17 protein-coding genes are annotated in these 20803 nt (G+C 40.8%); 11 read left to right on the forward strand and 6 right to left on the reverse strand.

Features of this window, described 5'->3' with window-relative positions; translation table 11 throughout:
• The first annotated feature begins 45 nt into the window (after positions 1 to 45).
• Complete coding sequence (locus tag A923_RS0118190) at positions 46 to 816, forward strand: DeoR/GlpR family DNA-binding transcription regulator (protein ID WP_017223124.1); 771 nt, start codon at positions 46 to 48, stop codon at positions 814 to 816.
• Between the two features lie 279 nt (positions 817 to 1095).
• Positions 1096 to 3138, forward strand: a complete 2043-nt coding sequence (locus tag A923_RS0118195) for a sensor domain-containing diguanylate cyclase (RefSeq protein WP_017223125.1) — start codon at positions 1096 to 1098, stop codon at positions 3136 to 3138.
• Positions 3139 to 3268: 130 nt separating this feature from the next.
• Here A923_RS0118195 and A923_RS0118200 read toward each other — a convergent pair whose 3' ends face one another.
• Complete coding sequence (locus tag A923_RS0118200) at positions 3269 to 4009, reverse strand: oligogalacturonate-specific porin KdgM family protein (RefSeq protein ID WP_017223126.1); 741 nt, start codon at positions 4007 to 4009, stop codon at positions 3269 to 3271.
• Positions 4010 to 4653: 644 nt separating this feature from the next.
• Here A923_RS0118200 and A923_RS0118205 point away from each other — a divergent pair.
• Positions 4654 to 5202 carry an acyl-CoA thioesterase gene (locus A923_RS0118205; protein ID WP_017223127.1) on the forward strand — a complete coding sequence of 183 codons (549 nt, stop codon included), beginning with the start codon at positions 4654 to 4656 and terminating at the stop codon, positions 5200 to 5202.
• Positions 5203 to 5239: 37 nt separating this feature from the next.
• Here A923_RS0118205 and A923_RS0118210 read toward each other — a convergent pair whose 3' ends face one another.
• Positions 5240 to 6160, reverse strand: coding sequence for an aldo/keto reductase (locus A923_RS0118210; RefSeq protein WP_017223128.1), 921 nt, complete (start codon positions 6158 to 6160; stop codon positions 5240 to 5242).
• A 230-nt stretch (positions 6161 to 6390) separates the two neighbouring features.
• Here A923_RS0118210 and ggt point away from each other — a divergent pair, with 230 nt between their 5' ends.
• Entirely contained in the window at positions 6391 to 8181 is a 1791-nt protein-coding gene (ggt, locus tag A923_RS0118215; RefSeq protein WP_017223129.1) for a gamma-glutamyltransferase, read from the forward strand.
• 63 nt (positions 8182 to 8244) lie between these two features.
• Here the strand turns inward: ggt and A923_RS0118220 are convergent, their stop codons facing one another.
• Positions 8245 to 9276 carry a DUF2860 family protein gene (locus A923_RS0118220; protein WP_017223130.1) on the reverse strand — a complete coding sequence of 344 codons (1032 nt, stop codon included), beginning with the start codon at positions 9274 to 9276 and terminating at the stop codon, positions 8245 to 8247.
• A gap of 315 nt (positions 9277 to 9591) precedes the next feature.
• Here A923_RS0118220 and A923_RS0118225 point away from each other — a divergent pair, with 315 nt between their 5' ends.
• Positions 9592 to 10164 carry an NAD(P)H-dependent oxidoreductase gene (locus A923_RS0118225; RefSeq protein WP_017223131.1) on the forward strand — a complete coding sequence of 191 codons (573 nt, stop codon included), beginning with the start codon at positions 9592 to 9594 and terminating at the stop codon, positions 10162 to 10164.
• On the forward strand, positions 10164 to 12092 hold the full coding sequence (locus A923_RS0118230) for a monovalent cation:proton antiporter-2 (CPA2) family protein (protein ID WP_017223132.1): 1929 nt from the start codon (positions 10164 to 10166) through the stop codon (positions 12090 to 12092). The genes A923_RS0118225 and A923_RS0118230 overlap by 1 nt, the downstream gene beginning before the upstream one ends.
• A gap of 173 nt (positions 12093 to 12265) precedes the next feature.
• Here the strand turns inward: A923_RS0118230 and A923_RS0118235 are convergent, their stop codons facing one another.
• Complete coding sequence (locus A923_RS0118235; RefSeq protein WP_017223133.1) at positions 12266 to 13723, reverse strand: MipA/OmpV family protein; 1458 nt, start codon at positions 13721 to 13723, stop codon at positions 12266 to 12268.
• A 343-nt stretch (positions 13724 to 14066) separates the two neighbouring features.
• On the opposite strand from A923_RS0118235, the gene A923_RS0118240 reads away from it, so the two are divergent.
• The 5 genes from A923_RS0118240 (at position 14067) to A923_RS0118260 (ending at position 18878) form a co-directional block, all read left to right on the forward strand.
• Positions 14067 to 15095, forward strand: coding sequence for an NADP-dependent oxidoreductase (locus tag A923_RS0118240; protein ID WP_017223134.1), 1029 nt, complete (start codon positions 14067 to 14069; stop codon positions 15093 to 15095).
• Between the two features lie 25 nt (positions 15096 to 15120).
• Positions 15121 to 15744 carry a glutathione S-transferase family protein gene (locus A923_RS0118245; RefSeq protein ID WP_017223135.1) on the forward strand — a complete coding sequence of 208 codons (624 nt, stop codon included), beginning with the start codon at positions 15121 to 15123 and terminating at the stop codon, positions 15742 to 15744.
• A gap of 353 nt (positions 15745 to 16097) precedes the next feature.
• A complete protein-coding gene (locus A923_RS22355) occupies positions 16098 to 16901 on the forward strand; it encodes a metal ABC transporter ATP-binding protein (RefSeq protein WP_017223136.1) in 804 nt (267 codons plus the stop codon).
• Positions 16898 to 17764 carry a metal ABC transporter permease gene (locus tag A923_RS0118255; protein WP_017223137.1) on the forward strand — a complete coding sequence of 289 codons (867 nt, stop codon included), beginning with the start codon at positions 16898 to 16900 and terminating at the stop codon, positions 17762 to 17764. The genes A923_RS22355 and A923_RS0118255 overlap by 4 nt, the downstream gene beginning before the upstream one ends.
• A 97-nt stretch (positions 17765 to 17861) precedes the next feature.
• Complete coding sequence (locus tag A923_RS0118260; protein ID WP_017223138.1) at positions 17862 to 18878, forward strand: metal ABC transporter solute-binding protein, Zn/Mn family; 1017 nt, start codon at positions 17862 to 17864, stop codon at positions 18876 to 18878.
• 121 nt (positions 18879 to 18999) lie between these two features.
• Here A923_RS0118260 and A923_RS0118265 read toward each other — a convergent pair whose 3' ends face one another.
• Entirely contained in the window at positions 19000 to 20058 is a 1059-nt protein-coding gene (locus A923_RS0118265; RefSeq protein WP_017223139.1) for a nickel/cobalt transporter, read from the reverse strand.
• A 15-nt stretch (positions 20059 to 20073) separates the two neighbouring features.
• A complete protein-coding gene (locus tag A923_RS0118270; protein WP_017223140.1) occupies positions 20074 to 20748 on the reverse strand; it encodes a DUF1007 family protein in 675 nt (224 codons plus the stop codon).
• Positions 20749 to 20803 lie beyond the last annotated feature (55 nt).

Below are 20803 nucleotides of genomic sequence, written 5' to 3' on the forward strand. Positions count from 1 at the left end.
TGATATTGTTACACCCTTATCTTTCATAAATGAACCACATACACTATGTCAAAACGCAATACTCAACAACGTCGTCATACCATCATTCAATTACTTGAAGAGCAAGGTAAACTCAGCGTTGATGAACTAGCCCAACGTTTTGAAACATCCGAAGTCACCATCCGTAAAGATCTCACCGCGTTAGAGCAAAACGGTTTATTATTACGTCGTTATGGTGGCGCAGTACCTATCCCAAAAGAACTATTGCCTGAAGTTGAAACTGATAAAGTATCTCAGTGCAAAATTGAAATCGCAATTGCGGCCGCATTACGCATTCGCGATCACAACCGGATAATTATCGACAGTGGGACAACGACGGCCAGTTTGATTGAACAGCTCGCGAATAAGAAAGGTTTGATCACCATGACCAACTCACTCCAAGTTGCCACTGCGCTTAATGGTTTAGAGAATGAGCCTACTCTGTTAATGACTGGCGGTACTTGGGATCCACACTCTGAATCATTCCAAGGTCAGATTGCCGAGCAAGTACTGCGTTCATACGATTTCGATCAATTATTTATCGGCGCAGACGGGATTGATTTAGAACGTGGTAGCACAACCTTTAATGAATTAATTGGACTAAGCCGGGTCATGGCCGAAGTATCAAGAGAAGTCGTAGTCATGGTTGAGTCAGATAAGATCAGCCGTAAGATGCCTAACCTAGAATTGGCTTGGGAGAATATCCACACTTTAATTACCGATGCTGATATTACCGATGTACAACGCAGTGCTATCGAAGCCCAAAATATCGAAGTCATCGTCGCACTAAGAACCTAAAACACCGATAAAATAGTTTTATTCTGCATACCCACTAATATACCTCACTTTAGATAACCATCACTTATTATAGGTGGTTATCTTTAGAGCATGACTTTAAGTATATTTATTGAAAAAGCCGCTTCCTTTATTAAAAATCAGGTTATCCCCATTTATGAGTAAATAGATAAACGATAGTATTGAATTAACCACTAATGTGGAGCACTGTATACAGCTAAAATAAAATCACCCGATTTTATTTCATTTATTTAGATTTAGCGTTACAAGGCATGAGCAAACATGAGTAATCACAGAATTTCTCTCTTCAAACATATGAAACTCAGCACGATGGGTTTATTTTTCACCTGTGGTTTTGCCCTCTCCGCGCTGGTCTTTATTGCTTCAAGTATTATCATCAACAGTAATGTCACGCTCGCATCCTCGGTATGGACTGAATACAAAGCCAACAAATCTGAAAAAATAAGAATCGACAGTGCCTTACGGTCGTCGCTTGGTTATGGCGGTGCTATTCATGAGTTTAAAAACTATTTATTACGCCCAGAACCGTGGCGAATTGAACGTGTACAGGCAAAGTTAGGTGCCGTTAATGCCGCGATCACCCAATTTAATACGCTGGGACCAAGCAATGCACAAGCGATCGCCTTAAATGATATTAAAAATATGGTGGATGCTTATAGCACCGCATTGATACAAGCAGAACTACTTTTTAGTCAAGGGTTACAGCCGAGTGATGTCGATAAACAAGTGATCATCGATGATTCGCTCGCCATGCGTGGCTTACAGATCTTAAATCAAGAATTACAACGTGAATTACACATCAATAGCGCAAATGATGACAGCCCTAATATCACCAAAGCCGACCTCGCCGTAAAGTTACGTTCAGCCCTGGGTTATGGCGGTTTTATTCATAATTTTAAAAATGCGGTATTACGTGGGGATGAAAAGTACCTTACTGAAGCGGTTAGTTGCTTAGTCAAGGCAGACGAGTTGATTACCTTGTATCGTAATAAAGGCCTGACGAGTGCCGAGTTCATCTCGCTTGAAGATATAACCAGAACATTAAATAACTACAAACAAGAAATAGACACTATTCGCCAATTGTTCAGTCAAAATGCAAGCCCACAATTCATAGATCAACAAGTAAAAATTAACGATACCTCAGCATTACGAGGCCTTGCCGTATTAGACCGAGAGATCGTAATTCAAATAGAACAAAGTGCTGATAATGTCAGTGCAACGCTAGACTTCGTCACTCAACTGATTAGCTGGTTATCTTGGTTTACCGTTATCTTTACTACTGTTTTCATTATTGCAGCCATTCTGCTGATGCGTAACCGTTTAATGAACCCGATTAAAGAGCTCATTAACGCCATGAAAACCTTGGCGGAAGGTAACTTTAACATCAAGATCGTTGCTACCGACCGAGATAACGAAATTGGTGAAATGGCGCGTGCATTAGAAATATTCAGTGCCAATGCCTTGAAACATCGAGATTCAGAAGCACAAGTACAGGCGGTCATCAATACTGCAGTACATGCGATTGTAACAACCAATGATCGTGGTGTTATTATGGCATTTAACCCAGCAGCATTGGCTATTTTTGATTATGAATTGGATGATATTCTTGGTCGAAATATCAAACTGTTAATGCCACAAGCAAGTAAAGCATTTACCGACAGTGTGCAAGGTAAAGTATACGAAGAAGACGCTCTACGTGCTAACGGCGTACACTTCCCGATTGAATTATCTGTTAACGAAATGACCGTAGGCAATAAACGCATGTACACCACGGTTATTCATGATATTACCACACGTAAAGCGGCTGAAGCAGAGATCCGTAAGCTGGCGATGACAGATCCATTAACCGGTGTCGCTAACCGAAATCAGTTTGAATTACGCATTGAAGAAGCGATTCAAGTAGCAGAAAGCGAAAATAAATCTGTTGGCCTACTGCTATTAGATTTAAACAAATTCAAGCCAGTAAATGATACCTATGGTCACCATGTCGGCGATCAATTATTAAAAGATGTTTCCGCGCGCATGGTCGAAGCAAGTCGTCAAACCGATACGGTTGCACGCTTAGGCGGTGACGAATTTGCCATCATCTTTAATCATCTTGACACGCCAGAATGTATTAAAGTACCTTTCGACCGCTTGGTCAGTGAATTATCTCGCCCTTATGTGGTGGGCGATATGGTATTAGACGTGACCGCGAGCATGGGGGTGAGTATGTATCCACAAGATGATACCAATATTGATGAGTTATTACGTAAAGCCGATCTGGCGATGTATAAAAATAAGAATATCGATTTAGTATCCTAATCACGATTAACCATCAAAATACTATTCATTATCTAAAATTAAAAATCTAAAGATACAAAGCAAAAAATCCCGCTTACTGCAAATAAGCGGGATTTTACATAAAGGACTTATTCTTTTTATTCGTTACGACTTAGAAACCGTAAGATGCACCTACAACAAGTACGTTATTGTTGTGACCAGGATTCGATTTCGCTGAAGACTCTTGGTTACGATATTCTACGTATGGTTGAACACCAGCACGTGTCCAAGTTGCACGCAATTCATGCTCCATAGAGTTGTCATTGTTAACACCATCATTTACGTAATAAACATTGTTGTATTTAACATTTACTGGCATATCTTTGAATTGGTAAGCAACGTTGTTATCTAAACGCACTTGATCGTTTGTTATATCTACGCCAGAATCGATTGAATTATTTGCTTGGATTTGCATACGAGTACGGTTAGAGATAGAAAGACCATTATCGAAGTTATAACCAACTTTTACTAATGGACGGTATTGAATTACTTCACCGTCGTGTAATAAATGGTGGTAACCAGCTGCTACCCATAGATTATCGTTAACGCTGAATGATTGTTCGATACCTAATGTAGTATATGCTGATGCACTTGAATCTGTATCGACTACACCAGTATCTTTAAATTCTGCTGTTCCGTAGTCAGTGTTACCAAGTTGAATACCATCAAACTCCACTAAAAGTGTAGTACCCGTTGTAAACGTATGACCAGCTTCGAGAGTTGATGTCACATCAGAACCATTAAAATCTGCGCGGTCATGTAGTTGTACATTACCTGTTACGTAAGATGAACCACCAGCAAGTGCAGGTGCAGCGATTGATGCGCAAAGAAGAGTTAATGCAAGTTTTTTCATTATAGCCTCGATTATCGGTTAGCAATTTAAATCATGTTTAATTGCAAATTAAAGTGAACTGTTTCACTGACTAGCTTGTCGTCAGCAGATGAAACAAATATATCACTTATTAGGCAGTTGAAAATGCTATTGACTGGTTTCATCGACTTGGGTCACAACTTAATTCGCACCGATAATTAACCATCGATTACCCATTAACATTTAGTAAACACTAAGCCATATCTCTCACGGTATAAAATCTATTATTCAACTTTTAAATCAAACAGTTAATCTTTACGCGTCAATAAGATTAACATGCACAACCAAAATAATTAACAAGTGAATTGAAATAAACTAAATCTCACTTAGTTTATAAAAGAGCATCATAACTGCGAGTCAGTTAACATTTTACTGTTCAAACTTAATCTGACTAAACAGCAGATAAAACTAAATGGTAAGCACACCAAGCATTAAAGTCAGAGTAATATACTTATCAAGCTACTTTAACTTAATTTACAATGTGAAATATGATGTAGATAACGTTTCCCTAGAGGTTCTTAAAATACCAACGCATACAAAATTAACATTTCAATTACATTTATGGTGACAAGCCGTCAAAATTAAGTAGACTCTTTATTCTATAAACAAATAATTATTGAGGCGTTATGATCAGTGAATTGATTCGTTGCTTTTATCTACGTAATAAGCAAAAAAATCCAAAAGGGTTTTTCGATACCATCAGCCGTTCATTTCGAGTCGGCTTTCGTCATATCGATTTGAATCTGCATATTAACAATGCAAAATATCTAATGTTTCTTGAAAAAGCCCGTTGGGACCATGCAATCCAAACTGATTCATTTAATACGTTATTGAAGAATAAACTAAACTTCATCGTGGCAGGTGTTGAGGTCGGCTATATTCGAGAGATACGATTATTTAAGCAGTTCGATGTAGAAACCACTTACTTAGGCTGGGATGAGAAATATTTTTACCTGGAACAGAAATGTGTCGTTGATGGTAAGTTATGTAATTACAGCTTAGTCAAAGCCGTTTTTGTGCAGAAAGGCAAAGTCGTTTCACCAGAAAAAGTGATGACTTATATTCCCGCAGAACAACGTCCACAGCAACTGCCTGAACACATGCAGATATGGAAAGATCTGGGTATTGCCAAGCGCAACTTCAGCACCAGCGAAGCAGTGGATAAAGCGGCTTAGCAAACTAAGTTCATTACATCATTTAAATTAAGTGCAGTTAAGCGACGCCATGTCCTTTTGAGGCAACCCAAATGCGATACCACTGTTGGTTAGTTAGTGTTAGCGTCGTCGCTGCAACCGCACTACGTACCCGCTCGATGTTACCACTACCAATAATAGGCAGAGGTCGAGAGGGTAGCTTTAATATCCACGCAAATACCACTTGATCAATCGACTGTGCACCGATCTCCAGTTTGATTTCATGCAAGGTTGTTTGTAAACGTTGCATTTGCGTAGAGCTTGTATCAAATAAACTCCCACCTGCCAAACATGACCATGCCATCGGTCTAATCGCTAATTGTTGCAGTTGGTCTAATGTACCATCTTCAGTCACCGCTAAATTAACTGGGTTTATTTCAACCTGATTGGTAACGAGCGGGCTATCCCAACGCGATTGCAACAGCGCAAACTGTGACGGAGTGAAATTAGAGACCCCCAGATGTTTAATCTTACCTTGATGCTTTAAAAGCTCAACAGCTTGTGCAACATCATCTGCAGCCATCAACATATCGGGGCGATGAATTAATAGTATATCCAGTTGCTCGACTCCTAAGCGCTGTAAAGAGGTGTCTACCGAGCTAATGATGCTGCTTTGTGAACTATTGTAATGATTAACATACTTGCTCGGTGCGTCACTGTGCATGACTTCAATGCCACATTTAGAAATGATCTCGATGTTATCTCGCATCGCCGGATCAAGTTTTAGCGCTTCACCAAATAAGGTTTCACAGGGTGCTTGTGCAGAACCATAAACATGGGCATGGTCGACGGTGGTAATACCAAGTTCTACATGTTGTTTCAAAAACGTCAAACGCGATTGCGGATCCATATCCCATTCACCCATACGCCAATAACCTTGTATTAACGATGAACATTCAGGGCCATCAACAGCCATTTTAACGCGAGATACAAGTGTCATAGTTTTCCTTAATTATCAGATAAGCTTAAATCGAGATTGAATAACGAGAATAGGTCAAAAATAGGTTAGTTTTAACGTCAATACTCATAGCCTACTCTCAGGGTTACGCTTTGATACATAACGATACTATTTATGTGAATTAACCAGCAGTTTCGCCTACCTAAAAACAAGTAACAACTTCCCTTTGCTATGCTGCATTAACATCATCAGTAATTGAATAGGGAAAATTCATGCCAACGACACACCTTTTTAAAGCGCTAACCTTCGGGTTCATAGGCTGCATTGGCTTAACGCTAACACCAGCTATCGCTAAGACCACCAGCAGCGAGATCCTTGTAAACGAGACCGTTGCTAAACTCAAACCGTCTAGCAGTGCTATTTACAGTCAAATGGCGATCCATCACCCTGTTTGGGCAGCCAATGGTATGGTCGCGAGTCAAGAAGCGCTGGCGACAAAAATTGGTGTTGATATCATGCAGCAAGGCGGTAATGCCATTGATGCAGCTGTTGCCGTTGGTTACGCATTAGCAGTTACCTTACCGCGAGCAGGTAATCTCGGTGGTGGTGGTTTCATGCTGGTTTATTTAGCAGATGAGCAACGATCTATTGCCATTGACTATCGTGAAGTCGCGCCACAAACAGCGTCTGCAGACATGTTTTTAGATGCCGACGGTAATCCAGATAACACCTTATCGCGCTTTCACGGCCTTGCAGTGGGTGTACCAGGGACTGTACTTGGATTTGAACTAGCGTTAGAGAAATATGGCACCATGTCGTTAGCACAAGTGATCGCTCCGGCAATCAAATTGGCCCGTGACGGTATTGCTGTTACCCCTGACTTAGCAAACTCACTTAGCGCAACACAGAAACGCTTAAGCCAGTGGCCAAGCACCCAAGCTATTTTCTATAAAACCGATGGTAGCAGCTATCAACCTGGTGAAACATTAAAGCAAACCGATCTCGCTAACACACTCGGCGCCATTGCTAAACAAGGTAGTTCTGCATTCTATCAGGGGCCAATTGCCAAGCAGATAAGCGATTCAGTGCGTGACGCTGGCGGCATCATGACCATGCAAGATTTAGCCAGTTATAAAGCCATTGAACGCAAACCGGTCACCGGTGACTATCGTGGTTATCAAGTCGTATCAATGCCACCGCCCTCTTCAGGTGGTGTTCACATAGTACAGATGCTGAATATGCTCTCGCAATACCCTATCGATAAAATGGGGCATAATAGCGCCGCGACAATTCATGTCATGGCAGAGTCTATGCGCCGTGCCTATGCCGACCGCAGTTTGTATTTAGGTGATCCAGATTTTGTAAACGTCCCCGTTGCAGCACTCACCAACAAGCAATATGCAAAACAGTTAGCTAGTCAAATCAACCCGAATAAAGCAACGCCAAGCAGCGAAGTATCGCCGGGTACGCTATTACCTTATGAAAGTAATCAAACCACTCACTACAGTGTGGTTGATAAATGGGGTAATACCGTGAGTAATACTTACACTCTCAACTTCAGCTATGGTTCTGGACTTGTCGCCAATGGCACTGGCGTATTACTCAACAATGAAATGGATGACTTCTCAGCTAAACCGGGAGTCCCTAATGCCTATGGTCTTATCGGTGGTAAAGCCAATGCTGTGGCAGCGAAAAAGCGCCCATTAAGCTCAATGACCCCGACTATCGTATTAAAAGATAACAAGCCTTACTTAGTCACAGGGAGTCCAGGTGGTTCGCGTATCATTACCACAACATTACAAGTGATCATGAACGTCATTGACCATGATATGAATATTGCCGAGGCAAGCGCTGCACCGCGTTTTCATCATCAATGGCTACCAGACATGATCCGTATCGAAAAAGGATTGAATATCGATACGATTAATTTATTGGAGAGTAAAGGACACAAGGTTGAAGTCAAAGCCGCGATGGGCAGTACTCAAACCATCATGTTAACAGACGAAGGGGTTTACGGCGCGTCAGATCCACGCCGACCAAGTGCACTTAGCCTCGGTTATTAATAAAAAGGGACGTGATACTTAGCGTATGACGTCCCTTCTTTCTATTTATGTTTTTAGTGCTAGTTAAAAATTGTAACTCATACCAACAGAAACAAAGTTAGTCGTACTATCATAAAAATCGATATTGGCATCAATATCTTTATTTTGATAGATCACGTTTAAATTACTGTCTTCAATATTAAACGGTTGGTCGTATGAATAGATTAATGAATAACGCGTCGCATCCTGCTCTTGTGTTTGCCCAAAAATAGGGTTTTCAGCGCTATATTCACGATCACTAAATGCGGCTTGTACTGACAAGAAATGACGTTCGTATTTGGTCATTATACTTAAGCTATAATGTAATTCATCATAGCTTTGACTCTCGCCTTTCGCATCTTGGTTAGCATAATACACATTCGCTTTAGCAAACATGCCTTGCCACAATCGCAATGAACTCTCTAAACTCAAGCGTTGATAATCACTGTCTCGTTTAAGTTCATCTTGTTCTTCAGCAGTACAATTTCGAGTTTGACTAGCACATACACCATTTTGAGCACCGCTTTGATCGTCTTCAATATCATACGATGCATAAGCGTATTCAATTTGCACTGGCATAAATTTATAAGCTACGCGAACCGCGGTTGAATCTATGTCGGTTTTTTCTCTTTCGGCGCCAACTAAGAAAGGATCAGACCAGGTTTCTTTTAAAAATGGTACATGCGGGATATAAGCAAACGTCATACTCTGGCGTTTATCAAATTTATGCGTCACACCCAGTTCGTATTGTATGGCGCTGTCTAAGATGTTTTGTTGGCTCTGACCTAAAAAATATTGAGTCTGTAAATCTTCCGTTGTATAAGCCAGACGGAAAAATGGAAATAACAATCCAGTTGAAATTTCCTCACCAGCGTTACTGAGATCATCAGTTTTGGCATTATCATCATCGGTATTAAATTGGCTATCTGAATTACTGAAGCCGGCATTGATACCGATAGTGCCAGAAAAACCGGGACTTTTTGCTAAGGGTTTCGCTATTGCCACACTACTAAAGCCAAGCAAACTGCTGGTTAATAATAGCGGCAGTGCAAGTAAACAGTGCTTTCTAGATATCATGTAAAAATAGCTCCAATAGTTAATCCATAAACAAGAACGTCGATCAATCTTGATCAATATCAAATTAGTCACGAAATAATAACACAAAGATTCTAATATAATGTGCTTAATCACATTTCCGGCCGTTATCGGTCAATAATTAGTAAATAGCATATATCTCAGTGAGAACAACAAGAATAACTAAATAAACACTGAAATAATTTGTTTTATATTATAAGCTTAGATAAGAAGAATTCATAAAAAACACACTTTAGACACTAAGCTATTGAATGCCAGTATAAAGATCTATTTCAATAAAGGATGATTGAAAATCATATGCACAAAATTCTCGTTATATTCGCCCATCCTGCATTACAAAAATCAATTGCACATAAATCACTATTCAATGAAATTCAAAACATTGAAGGTATTACTTGTCATGATCTTTACGATACCTATCCCGATTCATTTATCGACATTAAGCATGAACAGAGTTTACTGCTCAATCACGACATTATCGTTTTACAATTTCCGCTTTACTGGTATTCATGTCCTGCCATTTTAAAAGAATGGCAAGATCTGGTACTAGAGCATGGTTTTGCTTATGGTGAAAACGGCGATAAACTGGTGGGCAAAAAAATAATGCTCGCGATCTCAACCGGTGGCAGTGCAAACTCATACTCGACGACAGGTTACAACGAACACGACATTAGCCAATTTTTATTGCCTTTTAGCCAAATGAGTAAGTTATGTAATCTAGAATACCTGCCACCCTTTGTCGTGCATGATATTCATAAGCGCCACGACGCCGAGCGTATAACCGATAAAACCCAGCAATATCGCCAATTGTTATTAAAGTTACAACAAAATGATGACGCAGCCACCACTGACATGGAGAGTAACCAATAATGGAACATGGCGTATTATTTAATATCTTCATCTACCTTGCTGCGGGTGTAGTTGCAGTGCCGATCGCCAAACGCTTGGGACTCGGCTCAGTGCTGGGCTATTTAATTGCTGGCGTCATTGTTGGCCCTTATGCACTCAGCTTGATATCAAATCAAGAAGATGTCATGCATGTTGCCGAATTCGGTGTCGTAATGATGTTGTTCCTGGTCGGCTTAGAATTAAGACCCGCGCTATTATGGCAACTCAAAATGCCCATTCTCGGCACGGGTGGTTTACAGCTTTGCGCAACGACTTTATGTATCTTCTTAATATTACTGGCTTGTGGTCTTGCTTGGCAAACAGCCCTCGCTATTGGCTTAATAGTGGCCTTGTCATCCACCGCGATAGTATTACAGAATTTACAAGAACGGGAATTAATGAAAACCGAAGCAGGTAAAAATGCGTTTGCGGTATTATTATTTCAAGATATTGCCGTGATCCCCATTCTGTCTATATTGCCGCTACTCGTCATACAAGACACCGCGATCGTTGAGTCGACAACATCAGGTTGGCTAAGCGCACTTATGATTGCCGGGGTGATTGCTGGCATCATTATCGGCGGTCACTTTTTGGTGGTACCGCTATTACGGGTTATTGCAGGCTCTCGTTCGCGGGAAATCTTCATTGCAACCGCACTTGCACTCGTAGTCGGCATTGCCTTAGCGATGGAAGCAGTAGGCTTATCCGCCGCACTCGGCACCTTCTTAGCGGGCGTAGTACTGGCTGACAGTGAATATCGTCACGAACTGGAAAGTGATATTGAACCGTTTAAAAGCTTGTTACTCGGTATTTTCTTTATCTCTGTCGGTGCCAGTATTGATTTTACCCTGTTACTTGATCAGCCTATCCTTGTCGCGATGCTTGTTACAGGTCTTATTGCCGTTAAGTTTATCGTGCTCTTTATTACGGGCGTTGTATTTAAGATCCAACGCAGTCAAAATTGGTTATTTTCTTGCGCATTAGCACAAGGCGGTGAGTTTGCCTTTGTACTCACCTCATTTGCGCTGCAACGCCAAGTACTTGATAATGAAATAGCCAGTTTATTGGTATTAGTGGTGACACTATCGATGGTGTTCACTCCATTACTATTGATTATTAACGATAAGGTCATAGCGCCGACATTTAAACGAAAACTGCCACAGAGTGAAAACGAAGATAAAGCGGCACCTGAACATCAAATCCCCGATGATACCGATAGTTCAGTAATTATTGCCGGTTTTGGTGGTTTTGGACAAGTTGTTGGCCGTTTACTGCATGGTTACCATATTAATACCACCATACTAGAAAACGATGTAGGTCAGATTGAATTATTACAACAGTTCAAATACAAGGTATTTTATGGCGATGCCGAACAGCTTAATTTATTACACGCTGCCGGGGCGGATAATGCCAAACTGTTTATTATTGCCGTTGAAAGTGCGAGTCGCACCAAGCGTATTTTAATTAAAGTTAAAAAGCACTTCCCACACTTAATCGTATTAGTGCGCGCTACCGATCGTAACCATGCTCAGCAATTAATTCGTCTCGGTGCCGACCATGTATTTCGGGAATCACTTGATTCAGGTATTAGCTTAGGGGTCGAAACCTTAAAGGCATTAGGGATGCGAGCCAATCAAGCCCATCGTGCTGGACAGGTGTTCCGTCGTCATGATGAAGCGGTATTACATGAAGAAGCCAAGCATATACACGAAAATGAACCTGAATTTGTTAATCGTAGCCTGACAGAAAGACGTATATTGAAAAAACTATTAGGACTGGATGCGCTAACTTATTACGACAATCTTAACGATGCTTGGTCAACAGAGGCCCACAGTAATCAAGATAAAAATTCGGTGGATAACTTGGCTGCAGCGCACAAGCATAACAAATCAAGCAGTGAACAGAGCTAACACATACCTTGTCACGCTTAATAAGTAATACATGATAAGTAATAGATAGATTGATTGATTGATTGATAAGACAACGGCGCAGTGATAATAACGATTAAGCTATTATAACTGCGCCGTTGCTGTTTTCGATATTCGGTTGTAAAAAGCCAGTTTTAAAAAGGCTTTAGGCTAGGTTAAAAATGCCACTGTACATAAATGGTTTGATAATTACTGCCACCTTTAATACGCCCAAACACGGAACTGCTTTCGAAAATACCCGAGCGATGATGAATGCTATAACCCAACCAGGTTTTCGCTAACGCTTTATTATTAAAAATATCACCGACGTTCACATCCAATGAAAAGTCCAGATAGTTAAGCAGCTTAGAGCTGTTTTCATAATCACGTTTACCGTCTTCATCCTCAAAATCCTTACCTTCGATATAAGTGACTTTAGATACATAAGATAAACCTTCAGCAAGACCTACACGCCAGCGAGGACCAAATTCAAAAGTATAAAAAGCCTTTATCGCAATGATCGCTTCGGCAATGTCATTTTGCACATCTGAACTGTAATGCCACACCAACCCAGGAGTAAAATAAAGATCAATAGGCAGGGAAAATAAGCTATCTGCAACCTGAGTCCCATAAAAGGCCGAACTCATTTGGTTATTTTCAGCATCACGCTCGGTTTGGAATTTTAAAACTTCGCCAATGTTCGATGGCGTTGCCCAACCATGTGCCAGTCGTAAGTATTCATCGTTACTGTCTTTTTTAGCTGTTTTTATAAACGGTTTATCTGGATCTGGATAAAAAGCAACACCAACGAAAGACTCCAATTGGTAATTCTTTTCTACGGACTCTAAATCATAAACACTATCTTCTAAACGCGTCACGCCAAATTGACCAATTAAGTGTAGATTACTGGTGACATGATAAGCCCCTTTAACACCACCACTAACAGACACGCCAGCACCCGCTTCTTCCTGGTCAAAACCGTAGTAATGATCATTGAAATCGGCGCTCTTCCACTTTAATTCAGCGAAAGGCGTTAATGTCCAACTTGCATTACCCCAGCTATATTGCGTTCTTGTAAAGCCATACACACGTTTGTAATCGTCAGATAATACGGCAATATCGTGTTTCCATGGTCCATCAAAATAACGGTACTGTAAGCCAAAATCAAAAGACTGTCCTAACACTTCATTCTGAAATTCTTTCGGAATGTCATGAAATCGAAAGCGACTATATAAATTTATTTGATGGTCAGTATTTTTCCATAAATGGATACCACCTTCTAAACCGTTAATAAAACCGTAATCATTTTTAAAGCGGATTAACGGTAAAATATCATAGACTTCAGTGTCGTCACTTACGTCAGAAACGGCAAAAGGAATATCAGCGCGGCGCACTCCGATTGCAATACCCCACTCAGAGACAGATAACACCGGCTGTTCGATTTTTAATACATCAACCTTTGATTCATCAGTCTTTAACACGTCAACATTTTCACCCTGCGTTGTTTCTGTGACAGGCATCTGCTGAACTTGAGGCAAGTTAAGAATACTTGCCACATTATTAGCAAAAGCAAAACTCGAGGATAAGCTAAAAATACACACTAAATGCATTATATGGTGAAAACTGCGTGACATAAATTCTCTAAATACCTAAAAGTTATCAATAGTGGTTTTAATATTACTCATAACAATAAGAAATCACAATCTAAATAACGACTTGAATCACAATATAGCCAAGTAAATATTGACTAATCACACGCAAAGTGAAGAGATACCTTAATATTTTCCCTCCTCAACCTTTTCAGTCGATCAAAATTTATATTTCGAATATTAATTAACCACAAATCAATCAAGTTAATAGACGACCGGTCTACTAGGGAGTATCGTTTATGCATAGAAAATAGATTTTGCTATTTTGCATTCAATTAAAATACGATCGGTTAAACATACCGTCACGATTCAAAATAAAGGATTTTCCATGCCACAATCAAATTCAGTTAATCGCCGTATTGCACTTGCTTCACGTCCAGTTGGCGCGCCGATATCAGCAAATTTCAATGTTGAGGAAACGCGTATTCCGACACCTGCTACGGGTGAATTATTATTACGTACAAACTATTTATCACTAGACCCTTACATGCGTGGTCGTATGAATGATGGCGCTTCTTACGCTGAACCCGTGGCGATTGATGGCACCATGGTTGGCGCGACGGTATGCCAAGTAGTAACGTCTTTACACCCTAATTATCAAGCAGGTGAATGGGTGCTGGCTTACACTGGTTGGCAAGATTATGGCATTTCAGACGGTGAAGGTCTGATCAAGCTAGGCGCAGAACCGACTAACCCTTCTTATGCACTTGGCATTTTAGGCATGCCGGGTTTCACTGCCTACATGGGGCTACTCGATATTGGTCAACCTAAATCAGGCGATACGCTAGTGGTAGCAGCTGCAACAGGTCCTGTTGGCGCAACCGTTGGGCAAATCGGTAAGATAAAAGGTTGTTACGTCGTCGGTGTCGCTGGCGGTGCTGAAAAATGCCAATATGCAGTAGATGTATTAGGCTTTGATAAATGTATTGACCATAAAGCTGACGATTTTGATGCCCAGTTAAAAGCAGCCTGCCCTAACGGCATTGATGTTTATTTTGAAAACGTTGGCGGTAAAGTATTTGATAGCGTGCTGCCACAACTAAATACCGGCGCGCGCGTGCCAGTTTGTGGTTTAGTATCACAATATAACGCCACCGAATTACCATCAGGCCCGGACCGTTTATCACTGCTAATGGGCACGTTATTGGTGAAACGTATTAAGATGCAAGGTTTCATCATTTTTGATGATTATGCACCGCGCTACAATGAATTTTTCGTTGATATGATGGACTGGTTACAAGCAGGTAAAATCAAGTATCGCGAACATATGATTGATGGTTTAGAAAATGCACCCGCTGCATTCACTGGTATGTTACAAGGTGAAAACTTCGGCAAACTTGTCATTAAAGTTGCGTAATTCAGCAGTTATATAGGAAACTAACATGATCACATTACACCATTTAAACAAGTCTCGCTCTAAACGTATTATCTGGCTATTAGAAGAACTAGGCATTGACTATAATGTTATTGCTTACCAACGCGATAGCCAAACATTCTTAGCACCAGCTGAATTAAAAGCAATTCATCCCCTAGGGAAGTCGCCAGTCATTGAAGATGACGGTTTAGTGATTGCCGAATCAGGTGCAATTACAGAATACCTAATCAATAAATATGCCGCAGACACCCTTGCACCAAAACCTGGAACGCAAGAATACATCGCTTATTCACAGTGGTTACATTTCGCTGAAAGCTCTGCGATTTTACCGCTGCTATTAAAAATGTTTGTCGACAAAGACGGTTGTAAAACCAACTTTATGGCCGAGTATGCTGATGCCGAGATCGCGAAAGTAATCAGCTACTTTGACACGTCACTCGCAGGTAAAACGTACCTGGTTGCGGAGCAGTTAACTGGTGCCGATATTATGATGTCATTTATTGTTGAGATCTTAGCAAACAATAATGTACTGCATAACTTCGCTAACCTTACTCGCTACAACGAACAACTGCATTCTCACCCGAGCTTATTAACTGCTGGTGACATTGAAGTAAAATACGACAATAGTTAACTTAAACGGATAAGCCTAATATCAACAAGCCCCACGTACTTACCTACTGGGGCTTTGTTGTATTTATCAGCATAAAGCCCAATAGTTTTTTATATTACATAATGAGTTTTGTTATATTATAACATAACACTTGCACCACCTTATTGTTATGTTATAACATTACTCGACCTAGAGTGATATAATCAACAATAAAGAATAATAAAATGCCGCATGCTCAACCATCTACCGCTAAGTCCTTATCGCTAACCACGAAATCTTTATTATTAACCAGCATATTTACCCGTCTTGGTCTTTCCTTTGTCGTTATAGGCATGCTTTGGACAATACTACCTTACCTTGCTGGATAATAAATAATGATTAAAATTAATAACTTAAATGTATATTATCAAAATGACATCGCGCTTAGCAATATATCAACAACCTTAGATGATGGTGATCTCGTCGCTATTGTCGGCCCCAATGGTGCCGGTAAATCAACTTTATTAAAAAGCATCATGCAACAAATCACCATCAAATCAGGTTCAATAGACTTGGGTGATTTAAGTTTAAAGCATATTGCTTACTTACCGCAGAGCAGCCAAATAGATCATACGTTTCCAATCACGGTGACAGAGTTTGTATCTGCAGGTGCTTGGCAGCGCACCCGTTTTTGGCGTGCCTTTAGCCGACAAGAACAGCGCTTATTACAACAAGCATTAGCAAAAGTAAATTTAGTCGACATGGCTGAACGCCAAATTAGCCAGTTATCGGGTGGACAATTCCAGCGTATGTTGTTCGCTCGCATGTTATTACAAGATGCAAAAATCTTGTTACTTGACGAGCCGTTTAGTGCCATCGATGCACAGACTACAGCCTTGTTAATGACGGTAATTAATGAATGCCAGCAACAAGGTAAAACTATTATTGCGGTGATCCATGATCTCGCCCTTGTCCAACGTTATTTTCCCTCAACACTCTTAGTCGCAACAGAGTTGATCGCATCGGGTAAAACCAAAGATGTACTCACTCAAGTAAATTTAGTAAACGCTGGTTATCAACATTTTTCGCACTGTGCCATTCACAATGTATTCAGCAATGAACTTAACAATTTATCCAATAAGCCGCTTAATATTCCGGCTAAAAACGACATTATCAACATCGAGAAGCAGACATCATGAGCGCTCATTTATACGAATTATTTATTGCCCCGTTCGCTGATTTCGTTTTTATGCAACGCGCATTATGGGGAATTATAGTACTGAGTATTAGTGCCACTCCAGTAGGTGTATTTTTAACACTGAGACGAATGAGTTTAACCGGTGACGCAATGGCACACGCGATCTTACCCGGCGCCGCGATTGGTTTTCTTATCTCGGGTTTATCCGTCACAGCGATGACCATAGGTGGTATTGTGGCCGGCTGTGTGGTCGCGGTATTAGCAGGTATCGTCGCAAGGCACTCAAAAGCGGAAGAAGATTCAAGCTTAGCGGCGTTTTATTTACTGTCTCTGGCAGTTGGCGTACTCATCATTTCCGCTAATGGCAGTAATGTCGATTTGTTACACGTGCTATTTGGCTCAACACTCGCACTTAATAACGATGCATTAATACTCATTACCATTATTGCCACTATATCGACGTTAGCACTGGCGCTGCTCTATCGGCCTCTCGTTTTAGAATGTGTTGATCCGCACTTCTTTAAAACTGTCAGTAAACTCAGTTCGGTTGCCCACTATGGTTTTTTACTGCTTGTGGTACTCAATCTGGTTGCTGGGTTTCAAGCGTTAGGCACCTTGATGGCCGTCGGTTTAATGATTTTACCCGCTGCCATAGCCCGATTTTGGTCAAACCATTTAGGCGGCATGTTGATCGTGGCCTTTATCAGTGCCGTGTTAAGCGGTTACTTCGGTTTGTTTCTTTCTTATCACGCCAGCCTAGCCACCAGTCCCGCGATTGTATTAGTGCTTGGGCTGCTTTATATCGCGTCATTATTATTTGGCCGCCAAGGCGGATTACTGTTTAAAAATAACAACTCGCTTTAACTTATAACAGCGAACAACTAACTCTTAATTCATAACGACTCACTACTCGATCTTAATTATTGAACGATTAGATTCAAAATTTATAAAGGACAACCACATGCTTAAAAATACCCTAACGACATCAATGATATTACTTGGTTTAGGCGCGAGTTCTGCGGCGATAGCTGAACAGAAAATTGCTGTTATTAGTAGCTTTTCCATTCTTGGCGATCTGGTATCAGAAGTAGGCCAAGAACATGTCACAGTCACCAACTTAGTGAAAGTTGACGGTGATGCGCATGTATTTAGCCCCACTCCTCAAGATGCGAAAGCAATTTCTAAAGCACAGTTAGTCGTGATGAATGGTCTACAGTTTGAAGGCTGGATGCCACGTTTGATTGAAGCTGCAAACTATCAAGGCGTACAAGTTGTCGCTGCTGACGGCATTGATGAACTTAGCTCGAAAGAAGCGGGCTGCGGGCATGAGCAACATGACCACGCACAACATAGCGACGAGCATGAGCAACATGACCACGAACAACATAGCGACGAGCATGAACATCATGACGACGCGCAACATGACGACGAACATGCCCACCATGATCACGGTGATATAGATCCACATGCTTGGCACAGTATTAAAAACGTAAAAGTCTACGTTCGTAATATCGCCAAAGGGTTGATTCAAGTTGACCCCGAAAACCGCCTTGATTATCAGCAAAATGCAGCTCACTACACTGAAGAACTTGATCAGTTAGCACTAAAATTATGTGCTCAGCTGGCAACAATACCGGAAGCCCAACGTAAGGTGATCACACCGCATGATGCGTTTGCTTACTTCGCTCGAGATTTCGATGTCACCTTCTTATCACCACAAGGAACAAGTACAGGTTCTGAAGCAAGTGCCGCTGATGTCGCTAAGTTAATTAAACAAATTCGTCATGATAATGTGAATGCTGTATTCATGGAGAACATCGCTGATAATCGCCTAATAGAACAGATTAGCCGTGAAACAGATGCTAAAGTCGGCGGTAAGTTATATTCTGATGCACTATCGTCTCCCGACCAACCGGCGTCAACTTACCTCAAAATGATGCAATATAACGTTGATACGATTGTGAATGCATTACAATAAAATGATTAGAAACACAAAATAGCGGCACAAAAAAGCCCGAAACATATTCACGAGTAAAATATTTTATATTTTGTCGGTTTATGTTTCGGTCTTTTCAATAATTTTTAATAATTTTTAATAACTAAAACATCGGCGACATGCCAACAGGTCGAGACTCAAGTAATAATACCCCAAGTAATATTAATACCAAACCACCAACAATCGGCACAATGAATTTAGTGATACTGGCTTGATTACGCGGCTTTCCAGCGGCCAAATAACGTCTAACGACCTGTTTACCGGTAATGGTCATAATCGCAATTGTCGATGTGGTTAACGCCGTACCTAAGGCCATGACCACTGCACTCACAATACCTAACCAATAAATGTCGAGCATATTAGCAAATAACAACACCATAATAGCGCCAGTACAAGGACGAATACCGATACTGAGAATAATAGCTAAATACTCTTTAAATGATGAAGCATCGTTAATTTGTGCTGACGACACCACATGCTGATGTCCACAGCCGCAGTTATCATCATGAACATGATGAGCTAAAGACGTTGGCGTCGAAATTGGCGTTAAGCGTTGAATAACAATACTACTGTCAGTGCTTGATGCCGATGCTAATGGCTGCTCATTGGCTTTAACCACCCGATACATCAGCATTAAATTACGCCAAATAATGACAACACCTAATAAAATAGCGGTATAAAAACTTAAAGGAATAAGTAACTCTGCTTTGTGATTAATGTCCCGCATCGAGGCATCAAACAGCATTAATAATACCGACACCAACGCCACAGCAACCAATGCCTGCATAAGCGAAGAGACAAGAGTGATAATAAGGCTTAACTTAACCTTAGCATCTTGCGTCGCAATATAAGTGGTGACGATGAGCTTGCCATGACCAGGGCCGACAGAATGTAAAATGCCATATAAAAAACTCATCATCATGAGTGATAAGCCCGCCATTAAGCCCTCGTGTTTAGCCGCATATAACAGCTCACTAAGTTCATTGTTGATCTGTTTCTGCCAGTGCATACCTGTCGTCATCAGCGTTGGCCACAGACTCCAAATACCATAACCCAAAATAGCAATACTGATGATTACGATGATGAGGCTAAATTTCGTTACATGAGCCGATTTAATAGCATGTTCCTTAGTCGCTCTACGATTAGAAAATAACGATGTCATTCTTTATTCCTGTGTTCATATCTGCGAAGGCTGGCAATTAATTATCGCCGTTTGAGTAAACAACTCCCCAAGCGCATCATCGCGCGAAGAATCGACAGGTAATGACATCACATACGCCATTTGTTCAGATGTCGGTTTTGCATCAATGACCGACAATTTACAGTATCGTGCTAATTTCGGCGATAGCTGAATTGCATTTTTAGCGGGCCAACTCATATCAACATAGTAGCTTGGATCATAAATGAGCAGTTTGAGTGTTTTATTAGACAAAATTAACGGTTCTTTCAGTGGTAGGTAAAAGTCCAACCGCGCTTTAAGCTTATCTTGCGCTAGCGACCCCTTTTCAGCTAACGCGTATTTTATTGGCATACCCGCTTCATAAAAATAGGTAAGGTAATGATTGGTTGTCATATTCTGCATAATCGAATCAGCAAGATCTTGTAATGCCTGCGCTTTATTCTCAACAGATAAATCTTCACCATCGAGCATATAAGCAGAAGTCATCGCATCAAACTCCCACGACATCTTAAAACCAGTAATATGATCACCGTCCCCTTGGATCTCTGTTTTCATATCGACCCATGAGTGTGGGTGAGCAGTACTATTTATACTGAAAAATGCACCAACAAGCATAATACTCACTTGCAATAAGCGCGTTATGCGATTGGGTTTTACGACAGATACCAACATTATTTCAACTCTCAAACGTTAAACCAGATAACCGATGATGACTATTTTTATAAAA

Source organism: Moritella dasanensis ArB 0140 (assembly GCF_000276805.1).
Classification (GTDB): domain Bacteria; phylum Pseudomonadota; class Gammaproteobacteria; order Enterobacterales; family Moritellaceae; genus Moritella; species Moritella dasanensis.

Excerpts from the sequence above, each read along its gene's own strand:
- A923_RS0118190 (WP_017223124.1), top strand. The coding sequence starts at position 46 with ATGTCAAAACGCAATACTCAACAACGTCGTCATACCATCATTCAATTA.
- A923_RS0118195 (WP_017223125.1), top strand. The coding sequence starts at position 1,096 with ATGAGTAATCACAGAATTTCTCTCTTCAAACATATGAAACTCAGCACG.
- A923_RS0118200 (WP_017223126.1), bottom strand. The coding sequence starts at position 4,009 with ATGAAAAAACTTGCATTAACTCTTCTTTGCGCATCAATCGCTGCACCT.
- A923_RS0118205 (WP_017223127.1), top strand. The coding sequence starts at position 4,654 with ATGATCAGTGAATTGATTCGTTGCTTTTATCTACGTAATAAGCAAAAA.
- A923_RS0118210 (WP_017223128.1), bottom strand. The coding sequence starts at position 6,160 with ATGACACTTGTATCTCGCGTTAAAATGGCTGTTGATGGCCCTGAATGT.
- ggt (WP_017223129.1), top strand. The coding sequence starts at position 6,391 with ATGCCAACGACACACCTTTTTAAAGCGCTAACCTTCGGGTTCATAGGC.
- A923_RS0118220 (WP_017223130.1), bottom strand. The coding sequence starts at position 9,276 with ATGATATCTAGAAAGCACTGTTTACTTGCACTGCCGCTATTATTAACC.
- A923_RS0118225 (WP_017223131.1), top strand. The coding sequence starts at position 9,592 with ATGCACAAAATTCTCGTTATATTCGCCCATCCTGCATTACAAAAATCA.
- A923_RS0118230 (WP_017223132.1), top strand. The coding sequence starts at position 10,164 with ATGGAACATGGCGTATTATTTAATATCTTCATCTACCTTGCTGCGGGT.
- A923_RS0118235 (WP_017223133.1), bottom strand. The coding sequence starts at position 13,723 with ATGTCACGCAGTTTTCACCATATAATGCATTTAGTGTGTATTTTTAGC.
- A923_RS0118240 (WP_017223134.1), top strand. The coding sequence starts at position 14,067 with ATGCCACAATCAAATTCAGTTAATCGCCGTATTGCACTTGCTTCACGT.
- A923_RS0118245 (WP_017223135.1), top strand. The coding sequence starts at position 15,121 with ATGATCACATTACACCATTTAAACAAGTCTCGCTCTAAACGTATTATC.
- A923_RS22355 (WP_017223136.1), top strand. The coding sequence starts at position 16,098 with ATGATTAAAATTAATAACTTAAATGTATATTATCAAAATGACATCGCG.
- A923_RS0118255 (WP_017223137.1), top strand. The coding sequence starts at position 16,898 with ATGAGCGCTCATTTATACGAATTATTTATTGCCCCGTTCGCTGATTTC.
- A923_RS0118260 (WP_017223138.1), top strand. The coding sequence starts at position 17,862 with ATGCTTAAAAATACCCTAACGACATCAATGATATTACTTGGTTTAGGC.
- A923_RS0118265 (WP_017223139.1), bottom strand. The coding sequence starts at position 20,058 with ATGACATCGTTATTTTCTAATCGTAGAGCGACTAAGGAACATGCTATT.
- A923_RS0118270 (WP_017223140.1), bottom strand. The coding sequence starts at position 20,748 with ATGTTGGTATCTGTCGTAAAACCCAATCGCATAACGCGCTTATTGCAA.